At 67.8% G+C, this 16820-nt stretch carries 14 protein-coding genes; 12 read left to right on the top strand and 2 right to left on the bottom strand.

Annotated elements, in window-relative coordinates:
* Positions 1 to 113 precede the first annotated feature (113 nt).
* From RSO01_RS30860 to RSO01_RS30900, 9 genes are all read left to right on the top strand, one after another.
* A complete protein-coding gene (locus tag RSO01_RS30860; protein WP_147154412.1) occupies positions 114 to 1064 on the top strand; it encodes a branched-chain amino acid ABC transporter permease in 951 nt (316 codons plus the stop codon).
* Positions 1061 to 2242, top strand: a complete 1182-nt coding sequence (locus tag RSO01_RS30865; protein WP_246158938.1) for a branched-chain amino acid ABC transporter permease — start codon at positions 1061 to 1063, stop codon at positions 2240 to 2242. The genes RSO01_RS30860 and RSO01_RS30865 overlap by 4 nt, the downstream gene beginning before the upstream one ends.
* Positions 2243 to 2259: 17 nt before the next feature.
* Complete coding sequence (locus RSO01_RS30870) at positions 2260 to 3513, top strand: ABC transporter substrate-binding protein (RefSeq protein ID WP_147154413.1); 1254 nt, start codon at positions 2260 to 2262, stop codon at positions 3511 to 3513.
* A 13-nt stretch (positions 3514 to 3526) separates the two neighbouring features.
* A complete protein-coding gene (locus tag RSO01_RS30875; RefSeq protein ID WP_147154414.1) occupies positions 3527 to 4315 on the top strand; it encodes an ABC transporter ATP-binding protein in 789 nt (262 codons plus the stop codon).
* Positions 4315 to 6603 carry an ABC transporter permease gene (locus tag RSO01_RS30880; protein ID WP_147154415.1) on the top strand — a complete coding sequence of 763 codons (2289 nt, stop codon included), beginning with the start codon at positions 4315 to 4317 and terminating at the stop codon, positions 6601 to 6603. The genes RSO01_RS30875 and RSO01_RS30880 overlap by 1 nt, the downstream gene beginning before the upstream one ends.
* 4 nt (positions 6604 to 6607) lie before the next feature.
* Positions 6608 to 7438 (top strand): phosphoenolpyruvate hydrolase family protein, encoded by an 831-nt coding sequence (locus tag RSO01_RS30885; RefSeq protein ID WP_147154416.1) that lies wholly within the window; start codon positions 6608 to 6610, stop codon positions 7436 to 7438.
* A gap of 13 nt (positions 7439 to 7451) precedes the next feature.
* Positions 7452 to 9164, top strand: a complete 1713-nt coding sequence (locus tag RSO01_RS30890) for a flotillin family protein (protein WP_147154417.1) — start codon at positions 7452 to 7454, stop codon at positions 9162 to 9164.
* A gap of 137 nt (positions 9165 to 9301) precedes the next feature.
* Entirely contained in the window at positions 9302 to 9739 is a 438-nt protein-coding gene (locus tag RSO01_RS30895) for an SRPBCC family protein (RefSeq protein WP_147154418.1), read from the top strand.
* A 91-nt stretch (positions 9740 to 9830) separates the two neighbouring features.
* A complete protein-coding gene (locus RSO01_RS30900) occupies positions 9831 to 11285 on the top strand; it encodes an SRPBCC family protein (protein WP_147154419.1) in 1455 nt (484 codons plus the stop codon).
* 138 nt (positions 11286 to 11423) lie between these two features.
* Here RSO01_RS30900 and RSO01_RS30905 read toward each other — a convergent pair whose 3' ends face one another.
* Together RSO01_RS30905 and RSO01_RS30910 are read right to left on the bottom strand one after the other, a co-directional pair.
* Positions 11424 to 12158, bottom strand: a complete 735-nt coding sequence (locus RSO01_RS30905; protein WP_246158940.1) for an adenylate/guanylate cyclase domain-containing protein — start codon at positions 12156 to 12158, stop codon at positions 11424 to 11426.
* A 27-nt stretch (positions 12159 to 12185) separates the two neighbouring features.
* Complete coding sequence (locus tag RSO01_RS30910; RefSeq protein ID WP_170303488.1) at positions 12186 to 13043, bottom strand: FkbM family methyltransferase; 858 nt, start codon at positions 13041 to 13043, stop codon at positions 12186 to 12188.
* Between the two features lie 322 nt (positions 13044 to 13365).
* Between RSO01_RS30910 and RSO01_RS30915 the strand changes: the two genes are divergently transcribed.
* The 3 genes from RSO01_RS30915 (at position 13366) to RSO01_RS47680 (ending at position 16805) form a co-directional block, all read left to right on the top strand.
* Positions 13366 to 14586 carry an MFS transporter gene (locus RSO01_RS30915; protein WP_170303489.1) on the top strand — a complete coding sequence of 407 codons (1221 nt, stop codon included), beginning with the start codon at positions 13366 to 13368 and terminating at the stop codon, positions 14584 to 14586.
* Positions 14587 to 14799: 213 nt separating this feature from the next.
* Positions 14800 to 15801 carry an ABC transporter ATP-binding protein gene (locus tag RSO01_RS47675; RefSeq protein WP_170303490.1) on the top strand — a complete coding sequence of 334 codons (1002 nt, stop codon included), beginning with the start codon at positions 14800 to 14802 and terminating at the stop codon, positions 15799 to 15801.
* Positions 15798 to 16805, top strand: coding sequence for an ABC transporter ATP-binding protein (locus RSO01_RS47680; RefSeq protein WP_170303491.1), 1008 nt, complete (start codon positions 15798 to 15800; stop codon positions 16803 to 16805). The genes RSO01_RS47675 and RSO01_RS47680 overlap by 4 nt, the downstream gene beginning before the upstream one ends.
* Positions 16806 to 16820: the final 15 nt, after the last annotated feature.

Here is a 16820-nt window from a genome sequence, read left to right on the forward strand (position 1 = left end):
GGGGGGGGGGGGGGGGGGGGGGGGGGGCTTCGACAACTCGTGCAACCCCCTCACCTAACCTCTCCCCCTAGCGGGGGAGAGGAATATGAGGAGAGACGAGGAGCGTTCGGCGCATGACCGCCGCCTTTCTCCGCCGCTGGTTCTGGGTCTGGCTGTTCGGCCTGCCGCTGCTGGCGCTCGCCGTCTGGGGCATCGTCGACAACCAGCGCCTGTTCTTCGCCACGGCGCTGAACGGCCTCACCCTGGCCGCCCTCTATTTCCTGGTGGCCAGCGGCTTCACCCTGGTGTTCGGCCTCTTGCGCAACGTCAACCTGGCGCACGGCTCTCTTTATCTCTTGGGCGCCTATGTCGGCTGGGTGGTCGGCGAATGGCTGGGCTCGTGGTTCCTCGCCGTGGCGGCGGGCTTCCTGTTCGCGGCCTTCATGGGGCTGCTGCTGCAGATCGGTGTGTTCCGCTTCATGCACGGCCAGGACCTGCGCCAGACCATGGCGACCATTGCGCTCTCCATCATCGCCGCCGACATCGCGCTGTGGATCTGGGGCGGCGAGATCTACCAGTTCGATCCGCCGCGCTGGATCATCGGCTCGACCGCGTTGCCCATCGTCGGCAAGTTCGCGACCTATCGCCTGGTCCTGCTGGCCATGGCCATCGTCATCGGGCTGGCGCTGTGGTGGTTCCTGGCGCGCACCCGCGTTGGCATGATGATCCGCGCCGGCGTCGATGACCGCGCCATGCTTTCGGCCTCGGGCATCGACGTGCAGATGGTGTTCGCCATCACCTTCGCGATCGGCGCTGGGCTGGCGGGCTTCGCCGGCGTGGTCGGCGGAACGGCGCTCTCGATCGCGCCGGGCGAGGACACCCGCTACCTGCTGGCCTCGCTGGTCGTGGTCATCGTCGGCGGCATGGGCAGCGTCGCCGGCGCCGCTCTGGGCGCCGTGCTGGTCGGCCTCGCCGAACAGTTCGGCCTCGCCTACGCGCCGACCTACGGCATCGTCTTCACCTTCGTCGTCATGACCTTGGTCCTCGCCTTCCGTCCGCAGGGCATCCTGGGGAGGCGCGCATGAGCGCCGCCCACTGGCGCAAGGCCATGAACTTCTCCGCCCCCAGCCGCAATTGGTCGGGCGGACGCGCCACCGCTGCGCCGCGCGCGACGACAGGGCCAGCCTCCGCCGCGCCGGCGACAAGCCTTCTCCAGTCGTGGCGTCACATCGGCTGGCGCCACGTCGTCGTGCTCGCGGCCGTGCTCGTCTACCCGTGGATCGTGCCGCCCTTCTTCACCTACCAGATCGGCGGCCAGGCGCTGACGCTCGGCCTGATCGCGCTGTCGCTCACTTTCCTCGCGGGCTACGGCGGCATGCTGTCTCTGGCGCAGATGACCGTGGCCGGCATGGCGGGCTACATCGTCGCCATCCTGGGCGTGAGCGGCACGCCCGAGATCAGCCTGGGCTGGCCGTGGTGGCTGGTGGTGATCCTGGCGATCGCTGGCGGTACGCTTGCCGCCACCTTGATCGGCTGGCTGTCGGTGCGCACCGAGGGCATCTACACCATCATGATCACGCTCGCGATCGGGATGGCCTTCTTCTACCTGGCGCAGCAGAACTACGCGATCTTCAACGGCTTCCAGGGCTTCCAGAAGGTCGTGCCGCCCGTCGTGCTGGGCATCGATTGGCGCGCGCCGATTCCTTATTACTACCTCGCCCTGTTCTGGGCGCTCGCCGGCTACTTCTTCGTGAAGTACCTGATCCGCGCCCCGTTCGGCATAGCGCTCCAGGGCGTGCGCGACAATGCGCGGCGCATGAGTGCGCTGGGCTACAGTCCGGTGGCGCACCGAGTCGCGGCCTATGCCGTTGCCGGCGTCATCGCCTCGATCGGCGGCGTGCTGCTGGTCTGGTACAACGGCCTGATCACGCCGGGATCGGTCGGCACCTCGTGGATGATCAACATCCTGATCGTCGCCGTGCTGGGCGGCATGCGCCATCCCGTCGGGCCGTTCATCGGTGCCGTCGTGTTCGTGCTGCTGCAGAACTTCGCCATCGACCTGATCGATCGCGAACGTTTCAACCTGGTGATCGGCCTGGTCTTCCTGGTGATCGTGCTGTTCTCGCCCGACGGCCTGCTCGGCTGGTGGGACATGTTGCGGGACTGGGCGCGGCGGCGCATGGCCGACGCTGGCGCCAGGGTAAGGGGAGGAGAGTGGCGTTCGGTAAGCGTTACACAAGCGCGGCCGGCAGGCCGCTCATGACAGCGAGGAGGAAACCAATGACCAAGCGGATGACGACGTTAGTCGGCCTGCTGGCGGGGGCGGCGGTCGCGACCGTGCTCTCGGCGGCAGCCCAGGCCCAGGAGACGATCAAGATCGGCCTTTTAGCCACGCTCGAAGGCCCGTTCGCGGCCGGCGGCCAGGACGGCATGCGCGGCGCCGAGCTGGCGCTCAAGGAAAAGAACGGCATGGCCGGCGGCAAGAAGATCGAGATCATCAAGGCCTCGTCCGACGCCAAGCCCGACGTGGCGGTCAACGCCACCCGCAAGCTGGTCGAGCAGGACAAGGTCCAGATCATGGTCGGCCCGCTCTCGGGCTCCGAAGGCATCGCGGTCAAGGACTACTCCAAGTCCCAGCCAGGCGTGACCTTCATCAACGGCTCGTCGGGCGCCCAGGGCACGACCCTGGTCAATCCATCGCCCAACTTCTACCGCTTCAACACCGACGGCGCGCAGTGGATGGTCGGTCTCGGCGACTACGCGCTGAACGACAAGAAGTACAAGAAGATGGCGCTGATCGCCGAAGACTATTCCTTCCCGTACTCGCAGGTGCAGGGCTTCATGGCCGGCTACTGCAAGCTCGGCGGCAAGATCACGCACAAGGCGTGGGTGCCGCTCGGCGGCAAGGACTATTCGTCGGTCATCTCCAAGCTGCCGACCGACGTCGACGCGCTCCTGGTCGTGCTGGGCGGCGCCGACGCGGTGAACTTCCTCAGCCAGTACGAGCAGGCCGGTGGCGACAAGCCGATGGTCGGCGGCTCGATCACGGTCGACCAGACCGTGCTGAACTTCAAGGGCAAGCGCCGCGAATCGCTGCTCGGCACGCCGGCCGCCGGTCCGATGGCCGATTCGATCGACACGCCGGAATGGAAGAAGTTCGTGGCCGACTACAAGGCCAACTTCAAGGACGGCTTCCCGAGCCCGTCGCTGTTCGCCTTCGTCTACTACATCAACATGAAGGCGGCCCTCGATGGCCTCGACGCGGTCAAGGGCGACCTCTCGAACAACCAGGCGAAGTATCGCGAGGCGCTGCAGAACCTGAAGCTGAAGACGCCGGCCGGCGATATCACGCTCGACGAGAACCGTCAGGCGATCGGCCCGACCTTCATCACCGAAGTGGCGAAGGGTGCCGACGGCACCTTCTACAACAAGGTCGTGAAGACCATCCCGAGCGTCAACCAGCGGCTCAACCTCAGCAAGGAGGAGTTCGACAAGATGGGTCTCGGCTCGCGCGACGTGCCGAGCTGCCCGTAGCACACGGCTAGCCATGGCCCTGGTCACCTCCGACCTGCCGCAGACGCAGCTCGCCACCGGTGACGCCCTCGAGCTCGAGGGCGTCACGCGGACCTTCGGCGCGCTGCGCGCCATCGAGGACGTCTCGTTCTCGGTGGCGGCGGGCGAGCGTCGGGCGGTGATCGGGGCCAACGGCGCCGGCAAGACGACCCTGTTCAACGTCGTCACCGGCGACTTCCCGGCGACCGCGGGCCGCGTGCGCTTCTTCGGCGAGGACATCACCGAAGTGCCGGCCTACGACCGCATCCGCATGGGATTGCGGCGCACTTATCAGTCGTCGCTCCTGTTCCGCAACCTCACGGTCTGGGACAACCTTTTCCTGGCCGTGCGCGGCGTGGCGCGCGGCCGCTTCGATTTCCGCCGGGCGCGCGGCGCGCATCCCTCGCGCGCCGCGACCGACGAGCTGCTCGAGCGCGTGCGCCTTCAGTCGGTGGCGCAGCGCCTGGTGTCGAGCCTGTCGCATGGCCAGCAGCGTCAGCTCGAGATCGGCATGGCGCTGGCCGGCGCCCCGCGCCTGATCCTGTTCGACGAGCCGGCCGCCGGCCTGTCGCCGGCCGAGCGGCGCGAATTGGTGACGCTGCTCGGCGCCCTGCCCGAGCACATGGGCTTCATCCTGATCGAGCACGATCTCGAGATCGCCCTGCGCGTCGTCGACCGCGTGACGGTCATGCACAACGGCCGCGTCCTCAAGCACGGCACGCCGCAGGAGATCGAGAACGACGCCGAGGTCGCGGCGATCTACATGGGCGGAGGCCGGCACTGATGGCCTGGTTCTCGCGCCGACGCGTCGAAGGTGGCGGAGCAGGTCCCATCCTGCGGGTCGACCGGCTCAACGTCCATTACGGCCGCGCTCACGCCCTGCAGGACGTCTCCTTCACGCTCGATCGCGGCATCCTGGCCGTCGTCGGCCGCAACGGCATGGGCAAGACCACGCTGTGCAATGCCATCACGGGGCTGGTCGCGGCGTCCGGCAGCGCCAAGCTCGCCGGCGCCGAACTCGTAGGCCGCGCACCGCACACCATCACCGGCCTCGGTATCGGCTACGTGCCGCAGGGCCGCCGCGTCTGGCCCTCGCTCTCGGTCGACGAGCATCTGCGGCTGGCCGAGCGCAGCGCCCATCGCGGCGTGTGGACCATCGAGCGCGTCTACGACCTCTTCCCGCGGCTCGCCGAGCGTCGCAGCAACGGCGGCTTCCAGCTTTCCGGCGGCGAGCAGCAGATGCTGGCGATCGGCCGCGCGCTCCTGTTCAACCCGCGCCTGCTGGTGATGGACGAGCCGACCGAAGGCCTGGCGCCGGTAATCGTCGAGCAGGTCGCCGAGACCCTGAAATCACTGGGCGACGACTCGCTCTCCGTGCTGCTGGTCGAGCAGAATCTCGGTGTCGCGATCGACGTCGCCGACACCGTCGCGGTCATGGTCAACGGCCGCATCGCCCGCACCATGCCGGCGGCGGAGCTGGCGGCCGACCGCGACCTGCAGCAGCGCCTTTTGGGCGTGACGACCGCCGGGGAGGAAGCCGCCGAGGAGCTGGCGGAGCAACCGGCGCCCGAGCAGCCCGAAACCCGCGTCTTCACGGTGCGTCGCGCTTCCGACGATGCGGCGGCCCCGGCAGCGTCCGCCGCACCGCTGTCTCCGGAGGAGCGTGCCGTGCGCGGCTTCACGCGCTGGAATGCGACCGACAGCACGGTCGGCCCGCGCGACCAGATCGTCAGCGCCCGCGCCGAGCCGGTGGCGCCGCCGCCGTCGCTTGAGGTCGCGGCCGCGTCGCTGTCGCGCTCCGGCCGCGAGGCGCGGGTCGTCGAGCTCCCGGTCGCGACGACCTTCGGGCGCGCCGCCTACATCGCCGGCACCTTCGACACCAAGGGCCGCGAGCTCGGCTTCCTGCGCAACAGCCTGGAGAAGCTCGGCCTGCGCACCGTCACCGTCGATCTCGCGACCTCGGGCGCGCCGTCGCCCGCCTCGGTGCCGCCGCGCGAGGTGGCGCGCCATCATCCCGGCGGCGAGCGCGCGGTCTTCACCGGTGATCGCGGCTCGGCAGTGACCGAGATGGCCATCGCCTTCGAGCGCTTCGTCATGACGCGGCGCGATCTCGGCGGCATCATCTCGGCCGGCGGTTCGGGCGGCACTGCGCTGGCGACGCGGGCGATGCGGGCGCTGCCCATCGGCATTCCCAAGATGATGGTCTCGACCGTCGCCTCGGGCGACGTGAAGCCCTACGTCGGGCCATCCGACATCTGCATGATGCATTCGGTGACCGACGTCTCGGGCATCAACAGCGTCTCGGAGCGGGTGCTGTCGAATGCCGCGCACGCGCTCGCCGGCATGATCGCCCACGCCGGACGAACCGCGTCGTCGCAGACCAAGCCCGCCATCGGCCTCACCATGTTCGGCGTGACGACGCCCTGCGTGCAGGGCGTCACCAAGCAACTGGAAGATCGCTACGACTGCCTGGTGTTCCACGCCACCGGCATCGGCGGACAGTCGATGGAGAAGCTGGTCGATTCGGGCCTTTTGGCCGGCGTGATCGACGCCACCACCACGGAGATCGCCGACGAGGTCGGCGGCGGCCTACTGTCGGCCGGGCCGGGCCGGCTCGACGCCATCATCCGGAGCCGCATCCCCTATGTCGGCTCGTGCGGCGCGCTCGACATGATCAACTTCTGGGCCATGGACACGGTGCCGGCGCGTTTTCGCGACCGCAAGCTGCACGTCCACAATCCCAATGTCACCTTGATGCGCACGACGGCCGACGAATGCCGCCGCATCGGCGAATTCCTGGTCGACAAGCTCAATCGCATGCAGGGGCCGGTGCGCTTCCTGATCCCGCAGGGCGGCGTGTCGCTGATCGACGCGCCGGGCAAGCCGTTCTGGGATCCGGCCACCGACAAGGTGCTGTTCGACGTGCTGACGGCGGGCTTCCGCCCCGGCACCGACCGCAAGCTGGTCACCCTGCCGCACAACATCAACGACCAGGCCTTCATCGACGCCCTGGTCGCCCACTTCAACGACATCGCCGGCACGCGCCTCACGCGTGCCGTGGCATCACGGTAACGCCATGGCCCGCATCCCCCGCAAGGAAATCCTCGACCGGCTGCATCACATGATCGACCGCGGCGAGCCGATCATCGGCGGCGGCGCCGGCACCGGCCTCTCGGCCAAGTGCGAGGAGGCGGGCGGCATCGACCTGATCGTGATCTACAATTCGGGCCGCTATCGCATGGCCGGGCGTGGCTCGCTGGCAGGCCTCCTGGCCTACGGCAACGCCAACGACGTCGTGCTGCAAATGGCGCGCGAGGTGCTGCCGGTGGTCAAGAAGACGCCGGTGCTGGCGGGCGTCAACGGCACCGATCCGTTCCTGATCCTCGATGATTTCCTGCACCATCTGCGGGAGCTCGGCTTCTCCGGCGTGCAGAATTTCCCCACCGTCGGGATCATCGACGGCCGATTCCGCCAGAACCTGGAAGAAACCGGCATGGGCTATAGCCACGAGGTCGACATGATCCGTGCCGCCCATGAGTTCGATCTTCTGACCACGCCCTACGTGTTCAACGAACGCGAGGCCATCGCCATGGCCGAGGCCGGCGCCGACATCATCGTCTGCCATATGGGCCTGACCACGGGCGGCAGCATCGGCGCGGAGACCGGGCTAAAGCTCGCCGACTGCCCATCGCTGATCAAGGCCTGGTCGGCCGCGGCGCGCCAGGTCGACAAGGACATCATCGTGTTGTGCCACGGTGGGCCGATCGCCACGCCCGAGGATGCGACGTTCATTCTGGCGCAGTGCCCCGAATGCAACGGCTTCTACGGAGCCTCAAGCATGGAACGCCTGCCGACCGAGCAGGCGCTTGTCGAAACCACGCGTCAATTCAAGAAGATCAGAAGATAGTCGGGAGGATCCCATGAGCGGAGCCCAATTCGGCACCTTTATCCTAGGCCTGGTTGTCGTCGCCATCGTCGTGGCGATCGTCGTCTGGCTGTTCAACTGGCTCTATCTGCGCTCGTCGAAGGAGCGCGCCTTCGTGCGCACGGGCCTGGCGGGCCAGAAGGTCGTGATGAACGGCGGCGCCTTCGTGCTGCCCATCGTGCACGAGGTCATCCCCGTCAACATGAACACCTTGCGCCTCGAGGTGGCGCGCGGCCGCGACAAGGCGCTGATCACCCGCGATCGCATGCGGGTCGACGTGCTGAGCGAATTCTATGTGCGCGTGCAGGCGTCGGACGACGCCATCGCCGCGGCCGCCCAGACGCTGGGCCAGCGCACCATGCAGCCGGATGCCCTGCGCGAGCTGATCGAGGGCAAGTTCGTCGACGCGCTCAGGACCGTGGCCGCCGAGATGACCATGGAGGAGATGCACGAGAAGCGCGGTGAATATGTCAGGCGCGTGCGTACCGTGGTCGCCGCCGACCTGCTGCAGAACGGGCTCGAGCTCGAGACGGTGTCGCTGACCCAGCTCGACCAGACAGCCATGGAGTACTTCAATCCGTCCAACGCCTTCGATGCCGAGGGCCTGACGCGGCTCACCGAGCAGATCGAGCGGCGCAAGAAGATCCGCAACGACATCGAGCAGGACACGATGATCGAGATCCGCAACAAGAATCTCGACACCGAGCGGCAGGCGCTGGAGATCGACCGGGCGCTGGAACACGCCCGACTGGCCCAGGAGCAGGACCTCGAAACCCAGCGTGCGGCGCAGCGGGCCGAGATCGCCCGCGAGCGCGCCGACAAGGACCAGGACGCCGAGCGGGCCCAGATCACCTCGCGGCAGTCGATCGAGCAGGCGCGCATCGCCTCGGAGCGGGCGGTCGAGGAGCAGCGCATCGCCAAGGAGCGCGAAGTCGAGGAGCTCGAGATCGGGCGCCGCAAGGCGATCGAGCTCGCCGAGCAGGAGAGGGCGGTCGCCGTCGCCGAGCAATCGCGGGCGCAGTCGGTGGCGCAGGCGGAGGCCGATAGGGCGCGGGCGCTCGCGGTGACGGCGGAGGAGCAGGTCTTCACCGCCCGCGAGACCGAGATGGCGCAGCGACGCAAGAGCGTCGAACTGATCGTGGCCCAGCAGGAGGCCGAGCGCGAGGCGCTGCGCCTCAGGGTCGGCGCCGAGGCCGAGAAGAATGCGGCGGCGGACCGCGGTGCGGCCGTGCGCGCCGAGGCGGAGGCAGAGGCCGACGCCGAGAAGATCCGGGCATTGGCGAACCGTATCCGGCTGGAAGTCGATGCCGAGGGCACGCGGCTGATGAACGAGGCGCAGAACCTCCTGTCGGCCGACGCCCGTCTGTCGGCCATGCGTCTGAAGCTGATCGACAAGCTCGACTCCATCATCCGCGAATCGGTGAAGCCGTTGGAGCGCATCGAGGGCATCAAGATCCTGCATGTCGACGGCTTCGGTGGCGGCGGCGGGGGCGGTGGCCACGCCGGCGCCGGCGATGCCGGCAGCGGGCTTGCCGACAGCGTCGTGAACTCGGCCTTGCGCTTCCGCGCCCAGGCGCCGCTGATCGACCAGCTCCTGCGCGAGATCGGCGTCGCCGGCGGCGATGTCGGCCGGGTGGCGCAAGGCCTGCTCGACCGCACCCAGGGCTCGAGCGGCCCGCCGGTGCCAGCCAACCCGCCGGGAGAATAACGGGTGATGCCCTGTCATCCCGACCGGAGCCGAGCGCAGCGAGGCGGAGCGGAGGGACCTCTTTTGGGGATGCGTCGACAAGACGAGGTCCCTCGACTACGCCGCCTTGCAGGCGGCTCCGCTCGGGATGACGGAGAATGATCAAGGTCTACACGTCGAGCGTCATCGACGCGCCGGCCGAGCAGGTATGGGCGCGGATCCGCGACTTCAACGGGCTGCCGGGCTGGACACCGTTCGTCGCCGAATCGCGCATCGAGGGCGGGCTGCCGTCCGACAAGATCGGCTGCGTGCGCAACTTCCGCCTCAAGGATGGCGGGATGATCCGCGAGCAGCTGCTGACGCTGTCGGACTACGACTACCAGTGCTCCTACTCGATCCTGGAAAGCCCGCTGGGCGTCGACAACTACGTCGCCACGCTCAAGCTCACCCCGGTGACCGACGGCAACCGCACCTTCGCCGAATGGTGGGCCGAGTTCGACTGCGCCCCCGACCGCGAAGGCCAGCTTTCACGCGACATCGGCCAGGGCGTGTTCCAGGCCGGCTTCGATTCCCTGAAGATGCTGGTGCGGCGTTGACGTCGTCTTACCGGATCGCGGGCCTCCAGGCCCGCTCACGTTCTTTTGCAGCGAATCATGAGGCGGGCCTGGAGGCCCGCGGTCCGGCAAGATGATCCGAGTCACGCGGTCTGCCATCATCGATGCGCCGATTGAGCGCGTCTGGGCCATTCTGCGCGACTTCAACAGCCACACGGCCTGGCATCCGGTCGTGGCCGAGTCCGTGATCGAGAACGACGAGCCCGCCGACCAGGTCGGCTGCGTGCGCAACTTCACCCTCAAGGACGGCAACCACATCCGCGAGCAGCTTCTGGCGCTTTCCGACAACGACTACGTCTCGACCTACTGCATCCTCGACGCCACGCTGCCCATGCAGCGCTACGTCGCCACCGTCCAGCTGAAGCGTGTCACCGACGGCGACCGCACCTTCTGGCATTGGCAATCGACCTTCGACACGCCGCGCGGCCGCGAGCAGGAATTCGCCGATCTCGTCGGCAAGGGTGTCTACGAAGGTGGCTTCGAAGGCCTGCGCGCCTTCCTGCGCCGCCGTCCGGGTGCGCCGGCCGTCCGGACGGCCGGCAGCGAGACGATGGCGACGCAGGGCATGGTCGTGAGCCGCTTCGGCGGCCCTGACGTGCTGGAAGCCCGCCCGCTCGAGGCAAGATTTCCCGCCCCGGGCGAGGTCCGGGTCCGCCACAGCGCCATCGGCGTCAACTACATCGACGTCTATATCCGCAAGGGCGAGTACCGGATGATCGAGCCGCCCGCCCCCATCGGCATGGAAGCGGCGGGCGTCGTCGTCGACGTCGGCGACGGTGTCACCCATCTGCTGCCGGGCGACCGCGTCGCTTATGCCTGCGCGCCGCCCGGCGCCTATGTCGGCGTGCGCACCTTGCCTGCGAGTCAGGTCGTCGTGTTGCCCGACGAGATCGATGACGAGACGGCGGCCGCCGTGATGCTGAAGGGCATGACGGCCGAATACCTGCTGCATCGCACCCATCGCCTGCGCGGCGGCGAGACCGTCCTGGTCCATGCCGCAGCGGGCGGTGTCGGCCTGCTGCTCTGCCAATGGGCTAAGGCGCTCGGCGCGCGGGTGATTGGCACCGTCTCGACCGACGACAAGGCCCGTGTGGCGCGTGCGGCCGGCTGCGCTGCCACCATCGTCGGCCGCGACTATCGCTTTGCCGCCGCCCTGCACGACGCCACCGGCGGCCGCGGCGCCGACGTCATCTATGATGGCCTCGGCCAGGCTGCCGCGCGGGAAAACCTCGAGGCGCTGGCGATGTGCGGCCACTGGATCTGCTACGGCCACGCCAGCGGCCCGTTCGATCGCCTGCCCGTCGAGAGTCTGGGCCAGAAATCAGCGACCTTCTCCAGCCCAGTGCTGTTCCACTACACCGCCGAGCGCGCCGCGCTCACCGAGATGGCGCAACGCACCTTCGAGGCGCTTCGGCAGGGCACCATCCGCCTCGACATCCGGCATCGCTATCCGCTGTCGGCGGCAGCCCAGGCGCATCGCGAGCTCGAAAGCCGCTCGACCGTCGGGCCTTTGATCCTCCTGCCGTAGCTCTTCCTCCCCATCGTTTTTCGATGGGGAGGTGGCCCGAAGGGCCGGAGGGGTCATGAGCAACCGTGCTGCTGCTCATGACCCCTCCGTCCGCTTTGCGGACACCTCCCCAGCTTCGCTGGGGAGGAATGAGCCTCGTCACGCCGCATAGAGGGCGACAGGCCGATCGAAGCCCTTGAGGTCGTACGGCTTGCTCGTGCTGCCGGTGAGATCGTCGCGGGCGCTCTCGTGGACGGCCTCGGTGACCAGGATCTCCCCCGGGTGAGCGGCGGACTGGGCGCGGGCCGCGGTGTTCACCACCGTGCCGATGGCGGTCAAGTCGCGATGGGAGCGGCCGAACTCGCCGAAGCTCACCTCGCCGCAATGGATGCCGATGCCGACACCGATCTCGCCCTTGGTCTCGCCGAGCAGGGCCGTGAATTCCGGCTGCCGGGCGGCGACGCGTTGCTGCAGCGCGCGGGCGGCGCGCAGCGCCTGCCGCGCATGGTCCGGCTGCTTGATCGGGAAGTTGAACACCGCCATCACGGCATCGCCGATCGTCTTGTTCAAAAGCCCGTCGAACTCCCAGATGGCGGCGGCGCATTCGTCGTAGAAGATGTCGAGCACGTCGCCCATCTCGGTCGCCGACAGCGATTGCGACAGGCTGGTATAGGCCCTGAGGTCGGCGAACATGATCGTGGCGTCGATCGTGATCTTGGTGGCCTTCATGACCTTGGTGAACATGAGTTCGCACAAGGTGCAGAGGTTGGGATTCATGCGACTGGGCCGCAGGCCGACGACGCGGAACGGCACCGAAAGAGGGCCGCGCAGGGCGATGGGCACGCGCATGGTCTGCCAGCATCCCTTGCAGATCAGGGCTTGATTTGCGGCCATTTCGAGCCTCGGCGATCGAGCCTCACTCTACGCTCCGGCAGGGACATGGACCAGGGCGCGCAGACGCTCGCGCAGTCGGCGCACTGTCGCTTCCGGTTCGTCGGGCGGCAGGAAGATGAAGTTGTTGACGTAGTTGTCGAGCGGGGGACGGTCATGCAGCGTCGCGGCCATTTCTGGCATCTGGTCGGGCGCTTGCAGCCGGGCAACGGAGAAGCCCTCGATCCCATGCAGCTCGCCCAAATGGGCGTAGTAGCCGCGATATCCGAGCTCACGGAGAAACGTCGAGATGCGCACTACCCCACTTGGCGAACAACGTTCCTCGATCTCGATCAGGAGGCGCGGCTTGCAGCGGCGGATCGTGTCGACAGCGCCTTTCAACACCGCATGCTCGTGGCCTTCGACGTCGATCTTGATGAAGCCCACGGAGCCTGTGAAAGCATCATCGAGTCGCGCGGTGCGGACCTGGAAACTGTCGCGTGTCTCATAGGCCGCCATGGCCACCAACGAGAGACTCGATCCGCCGCCGATTTTCACGCCGGCAATCAGGGGAGTATAGAGTGTTGTCTCGCCGGCGCGGTCGGAGAGGGCGATCGGTTCGATGAGCACCTTGCCGCCGAACTTCGCGCGGAGCACAGCCACGAACTCGGGCACGGGCTCGAAAGCGACGACACGCCGAGCGTGGCGGCGCATGAAATGGATGTAGCCGCCGTAGTTGGCCCCGACATCGATTGCGTCTTCGCCACTTCGACACAGGAGATCGACGAGATGCATCTCGGCTTCGCCATATCTGCCGAAGTAACGCGCCTCGCGCCAATTCAACACCGCCCGCGGGAACAGGGTTCGCAGGGTCCGCTTGGCAGTGCTGAAGGAAATCCCGTAGGCCACGGCAACAACCATGTCCTCGCTTGCGTTTGACCATACCCATCGAACGTCAATCTTACCGTCGCACAAGAGATATTTCAGTGATCAGGCAGTTGGCGAGCACATGTCACGGCCCGCCACGAGAGCGCCGCCGCGCAGGCGTCTCGGCGTGTGCCGCGGAATCGTGGCCGCAAAGTCCCGTCATCCCGACCGGAGCCGAGCCCCTCGACTTCGCCGCCCCTCACAGACGGCTCCGCTCGGGATGACAGATTTGCGCTAGCCGGCCGGTATCGTTCGGCGCTCTACTGGCGCGTCGATGCGTCCGCCGCTTGTTCCCCGACTCCTCGTGCCGCGCCTGCCTTTCTTCTACGGCTGGATCGTGCTGGCCTGCATCTGCCTGGCCGGTTTCGCGCGTCAGGGACCGGCCGTGGCCACGCTGTCGGTCTTCGTCGTGCCCATGACCGACGCCTTCGGCTGGTCGCGCACCGAGATGGCGGGCGCGGTATCGCTGGGCGGCGTGCTGGCGGCCTTCGTGTCGCCGCTGATCGGCCCGGTGCTCGACCGGCGTGGCGCGCGCCTGATCCTCTGCCTCGCCGTGCTCGGCACCGGCCTTGCGACCATGGCGCTGTCGCTCGTGCAGTCGCTGCTGTCGTTCTACCTGCTGTTCGTCTTCGCCCGCATGATCTGGGCCGGACCGTACGATCTCGGCCTCTACGGCGCGCTGAACAACTGGTTCGTGGCGCGGCGGGCGCGCGCCACCTCCATCGCCACGCTCGCCCAGATGTCGGGCCTGGTGGCGTTGCCGATCATCGCCCAGCTCGCCATGCAGGATGGCGGCTGGCGTCACGGCTGGGTGGCGATCGGCACCACCGCGCTGGCGGTGGGCTTCCTGCCGGTCTGGCTGTTCCTGGTGCGCCGGCCGGAGGATGTCGGCCTGGTGCCCGACCGCATCACCGCGGGCGCCGGGCCGACCGTCGTCGAGCCGCGCTTCACTCGAGCTGCCGCCATGCGCACCCAGGCGTTCTGGCTCCTGTCGCTCTACACGGTGCTGGTCTTCCCCGTGCAGGCCGGTGTCAGCCTGCACCAGGCGCCGCATCTCATCGAGAACGGCCTGTCGCCCATCGCCGCCGCCACGGTGATCAGCTTCTTCTCGGCCATGTCGGCGGTCGCGAGCTTCGGCGTCGGCTTTCTGCCGCGGCGCTGGCCCTTGCGCTACGTGATGTCGCTCGCCGCCGTGCTGCTGGGCACGGGAACGCTCGGCCTGATCGGCGTCGGCTCCATCGAAACCTCCTACTTGTTTGCCGGCTTGTTTGGCCTGGGAATCGGCGGCGTCATGACCTTGCTGCCCATGGCCTGGGCCGACTATTTCGGCCGGGAGAGCTACGGCGCCATCCGCGGCGTCGCGCTGTCGCTACAGGTGATCGCCCAGGCCGCAGGCCCAATCGCGTCAGGTGTGCTCCGTGACGCCAGCGGCAACTATACGGGCTCGCTGATCCTGTTCGGCAGTCTGGCCGCTTTGGCTGCTGTCGCCGCTCTGCTGGCCCGCCGGCCGCACCTCACACCTTAATGGCTTGCACCCAACAGGCGCGTCCCGTACGCTTTTCGCAGCCCAAAAGAGGCTGCACCGCCGGATAAGGGAGAAAAACGGCGGTAGCACGGTTGAGGAAACGGCTTCGCATCAGGGACGAATAAGCCGGCAATTGGGGCCTTCCGCGGGACCAGGGTGCTCCCGTGGGAGAAGTGCATGCTGGCGACAAGCAGGGCTTCGGAGACAATCAGCATGCCGCCATTGCTGGAGGTGAGGGCACTCCATACCGAATTCAGGACGGGCGCCGGCTTGGTGCGCGCCGTCGACGGCATCTCCTACACCGTCGAGCACGGCGAGACCGTGGCCATCGTGGGCGAGAGCGGATCGGGCAAGTCGGTCGGCGCGCTCAGCATCCTGCGCCTGATCCCCAATCCGCCGGGGCGCATCACCAACGGCGAGATCCTGTTCGACGGCAAGGACCTGCGCCGCCTCTCCGAGGCCGAGATGCGCGAGATCCGCGGTCGCGACATCGGCATGGTGTTCCAGGAACCGATGACCTCGCTCAACCCCGTGCTCACCATCGCCCGCCAGATCACCGAGACGCTGGAGCAGCACCAGGGCGCCGACCGCGCCACCGCCGAGCGCCGTGCGCTGGAGCTGCTCGAGATGGTCGGCATTGCCGATCCCAAGCGCCGGCTGAAGCAGTATCCCCATCAGCTTTCCGGCGGCATGCGCCAGCGCGTGATGATCGCGGTCGCGCTCGCCTGCAATCCCAAGCTGATCATCGCCGACGAGCCGACCACGGCGCTCGATGTCACCATCCAGGCGCAGATCCTGGAGCTGATGAAGTCGCTGACGCGCAAGCTCGGCGTGGCGCAGATCATCATCACCCACAATCTCGGTGTCGTCGCGCGCTATGCGGCCCGCGTCAACGTCATGTATGCCGGCCGCATCGTCGAGGCCGGCAGCGCCGACGCGATCTATCACAATCCGCGCCACCCCTACACGATGGCGCTCCTTAAATCCGTGCCGCGACTCGATCAGCCGCGCCGGGCGCGACTCGATCCTGTCGACGGCCAACCGCCGGACCTGACGCGGCTGGATGGCGGATGCGCCTTCCGGCCGCGTTGTCGTTTTGCCGTCGAGCAGTGCGGCCAGGCGCGGCCGCCGCTCGCGGCCGTCGGAGAACCCGGGCATCTCTCGGCCTGCTTCCGCAGCGCCGAGCTCGCGGAGATCCGGGACGTCGCGGCATGAACGCACCCCTCAGCGCATCCGCGCCCGAACGTCCGCTGCTCGAGGTGCGTGGCCTTGCCATGCACTTCCCGGTCTCCGAAGGCATCGTGATGACGCGCAAGATCGGCGACGTTAAGGCGGTCGACGGCGTCGACTTCGTCATCGAGCGCGGCGAGACGCTGGGCCTGGTGGGCGAGAGCGGCTGCGGCAAGACCACGACTGGCCGCTGCATCCTGCGGCTGGAGAAACCGACCGCCGGCGAGATCCTGTTCGACGGCCAGGACGTCAACCGCATGGACCGCAGGGACCTGGTGGCGCTGCGCCGGCGCATGCAGGTGATCTTCCAGGATCCCTACAGCTCGCTCAATCCGCGCATGAAGGTGGGCGACATCATCGCCGAGCCGATCAAGGTGCACGGCGTCGAGCCCGATGCGAAGCGCCGCCGCGACAAGGTGAGGGACCTCTTGTCGGTGTGCGGCCTCGATCCGAAGTTCGCCGACCGCTATCCGCACGAGATGTCGGGCGGCCAGCGCCAGCGCGTCGGCATCGCCCGCGCGCTCGCGCTCGATCCGGAATTCATCGTCTGCGACGAGGCGGTGTCGGCGCTCGACGTGTCGATCCAGGCCCAGGTGGTCAACCTGCTGGAGGACCTGCGCGAGCGCTTCGGCCTCACCTATCTGTTCATCGCCCACGATCTCTCGGTCGTGCGCCATCTCTGCCAGCGCGTCGCCGTGATGTATCTCGGCCGCATCGTCGAGATGGCCGCCAGCGACGAGCTGTTCGACAATCCCTTGCATCCCTATACCCAGGCCCTGCTGTCAGCTGTGCCGATCCCCGATCCGCGCGTGGAAGCCGCCCGCGAGTTCCGGCCGCCGCGCGGCGAGGTGCCGAGCCCGATCAACCCGCCCTCCGGCTGCGTCTTCCATCCACGCTGCCCCATGGCCGTCGAAGGCTGCCGGCAGGCGCGCCCTGCCTTGCGAGAGCTGCGACCGCGCCATTGGGTGGCGTGCAGTGAGGTTCAGTAATGCTGTCATCCCAAC

Source organism: Reyranella soli (genome assembly GCF_007992495.1).
GTDB lineage: Bacteria > Pseudomonadota > Alphaproteobacteria > Reyranellales > Reyranellaceae > Reyranella > Reyranella soli.

Excerpts from the sequence above, each read along its gene's own strand:
- RSO01_RS30895 (WP_147154418.1), top strand. The coding sequence starts at position 9,302 with ATGATCAAGGTCTACACGTCGAGCGTCATCGACGCGCCGGCCGAGCAG.
- RSO01_RS47675 (WP_170303490.1), top strand. The coding sequence starts at position 14,800 with ATGCCGCCATTGCTGGAGGTGAGGGCACTCCATACCGAATTCAGGACG.
- RSO01_RS30865 (WP_246158938.1), top strand. The coding sequence starts at position 1,061 with ATGAGCGCCGCCCACTGGCGCAAGGCCATGAACTTCTCCGCCCCCAGC.
- RSO01_RS30885 (WP_147154416.1), top strand. The coding sequence starts at position 6,608 with ATGGCCCGCATCCCCCGCAAGGAAATCCTCGACCGGCTGCATCACATG.
- RSO01_RS47680 (WP_170303491.1), top strand. The coding sequence starts at position 15,798 with ATGAACGCACCCCTCAGCGCATCCGCGCCCGAACGTCCGCTGCTCGAG.
- RSO01_RS30870 (WP_147154413.1), top strand. The coding sequence starts at position 2,260 with ATGACCAAGCGGATGACGACGTTAGTCGGCCTGCTGGCGGGGGCGGCG.
- RSO01_RS30875 (WP_147154414.1), top strand. The coding sequence starts at position 3,527 with ATGGCCCTGGTCACCTCCGACCTGCCGCAGACGCAGCTCGCCACCGGT.
- RSO01_RS30900 (WP_147154419.1), top strand. The coding sequence starts at position 9,831 with ATGATCCGAGTCACGCGGTCTGCCATCATCGATGCGCCGATTGAGCGC.
- RSO01_RS30890 (WP_147154417.1), top strand. The coding sequence starts at position 7,452 with ATGAGCGGAGCCCAATTCGGCACCTTTATCCTAGGCCTGGTTGTCGTC.
- RSO01_RS30880 (WP_147154415.1), top strand. The coding sequence starts at position 4,315 with ATGGCCTGGTTCTCGCGCCGACGCGTCGAAGGTGGCGGAGCAGGTCCC.
- RSO01_RS30905 (WP_246158940.1), bottom strand. The coding sequence starts at position 12,158 with ATGGCCGCAAATCAAGCCCTGATCTGCAAGGGATGCTGGCAGACCATG.
- RSO01_RS30860 (WP_147154412.1), top strand. The coding sequence starts at position 114 with ATGACCGCCGCCTTTCTCCGCCGCTGGTTCTGGGTCTGGCTGTTCGGC.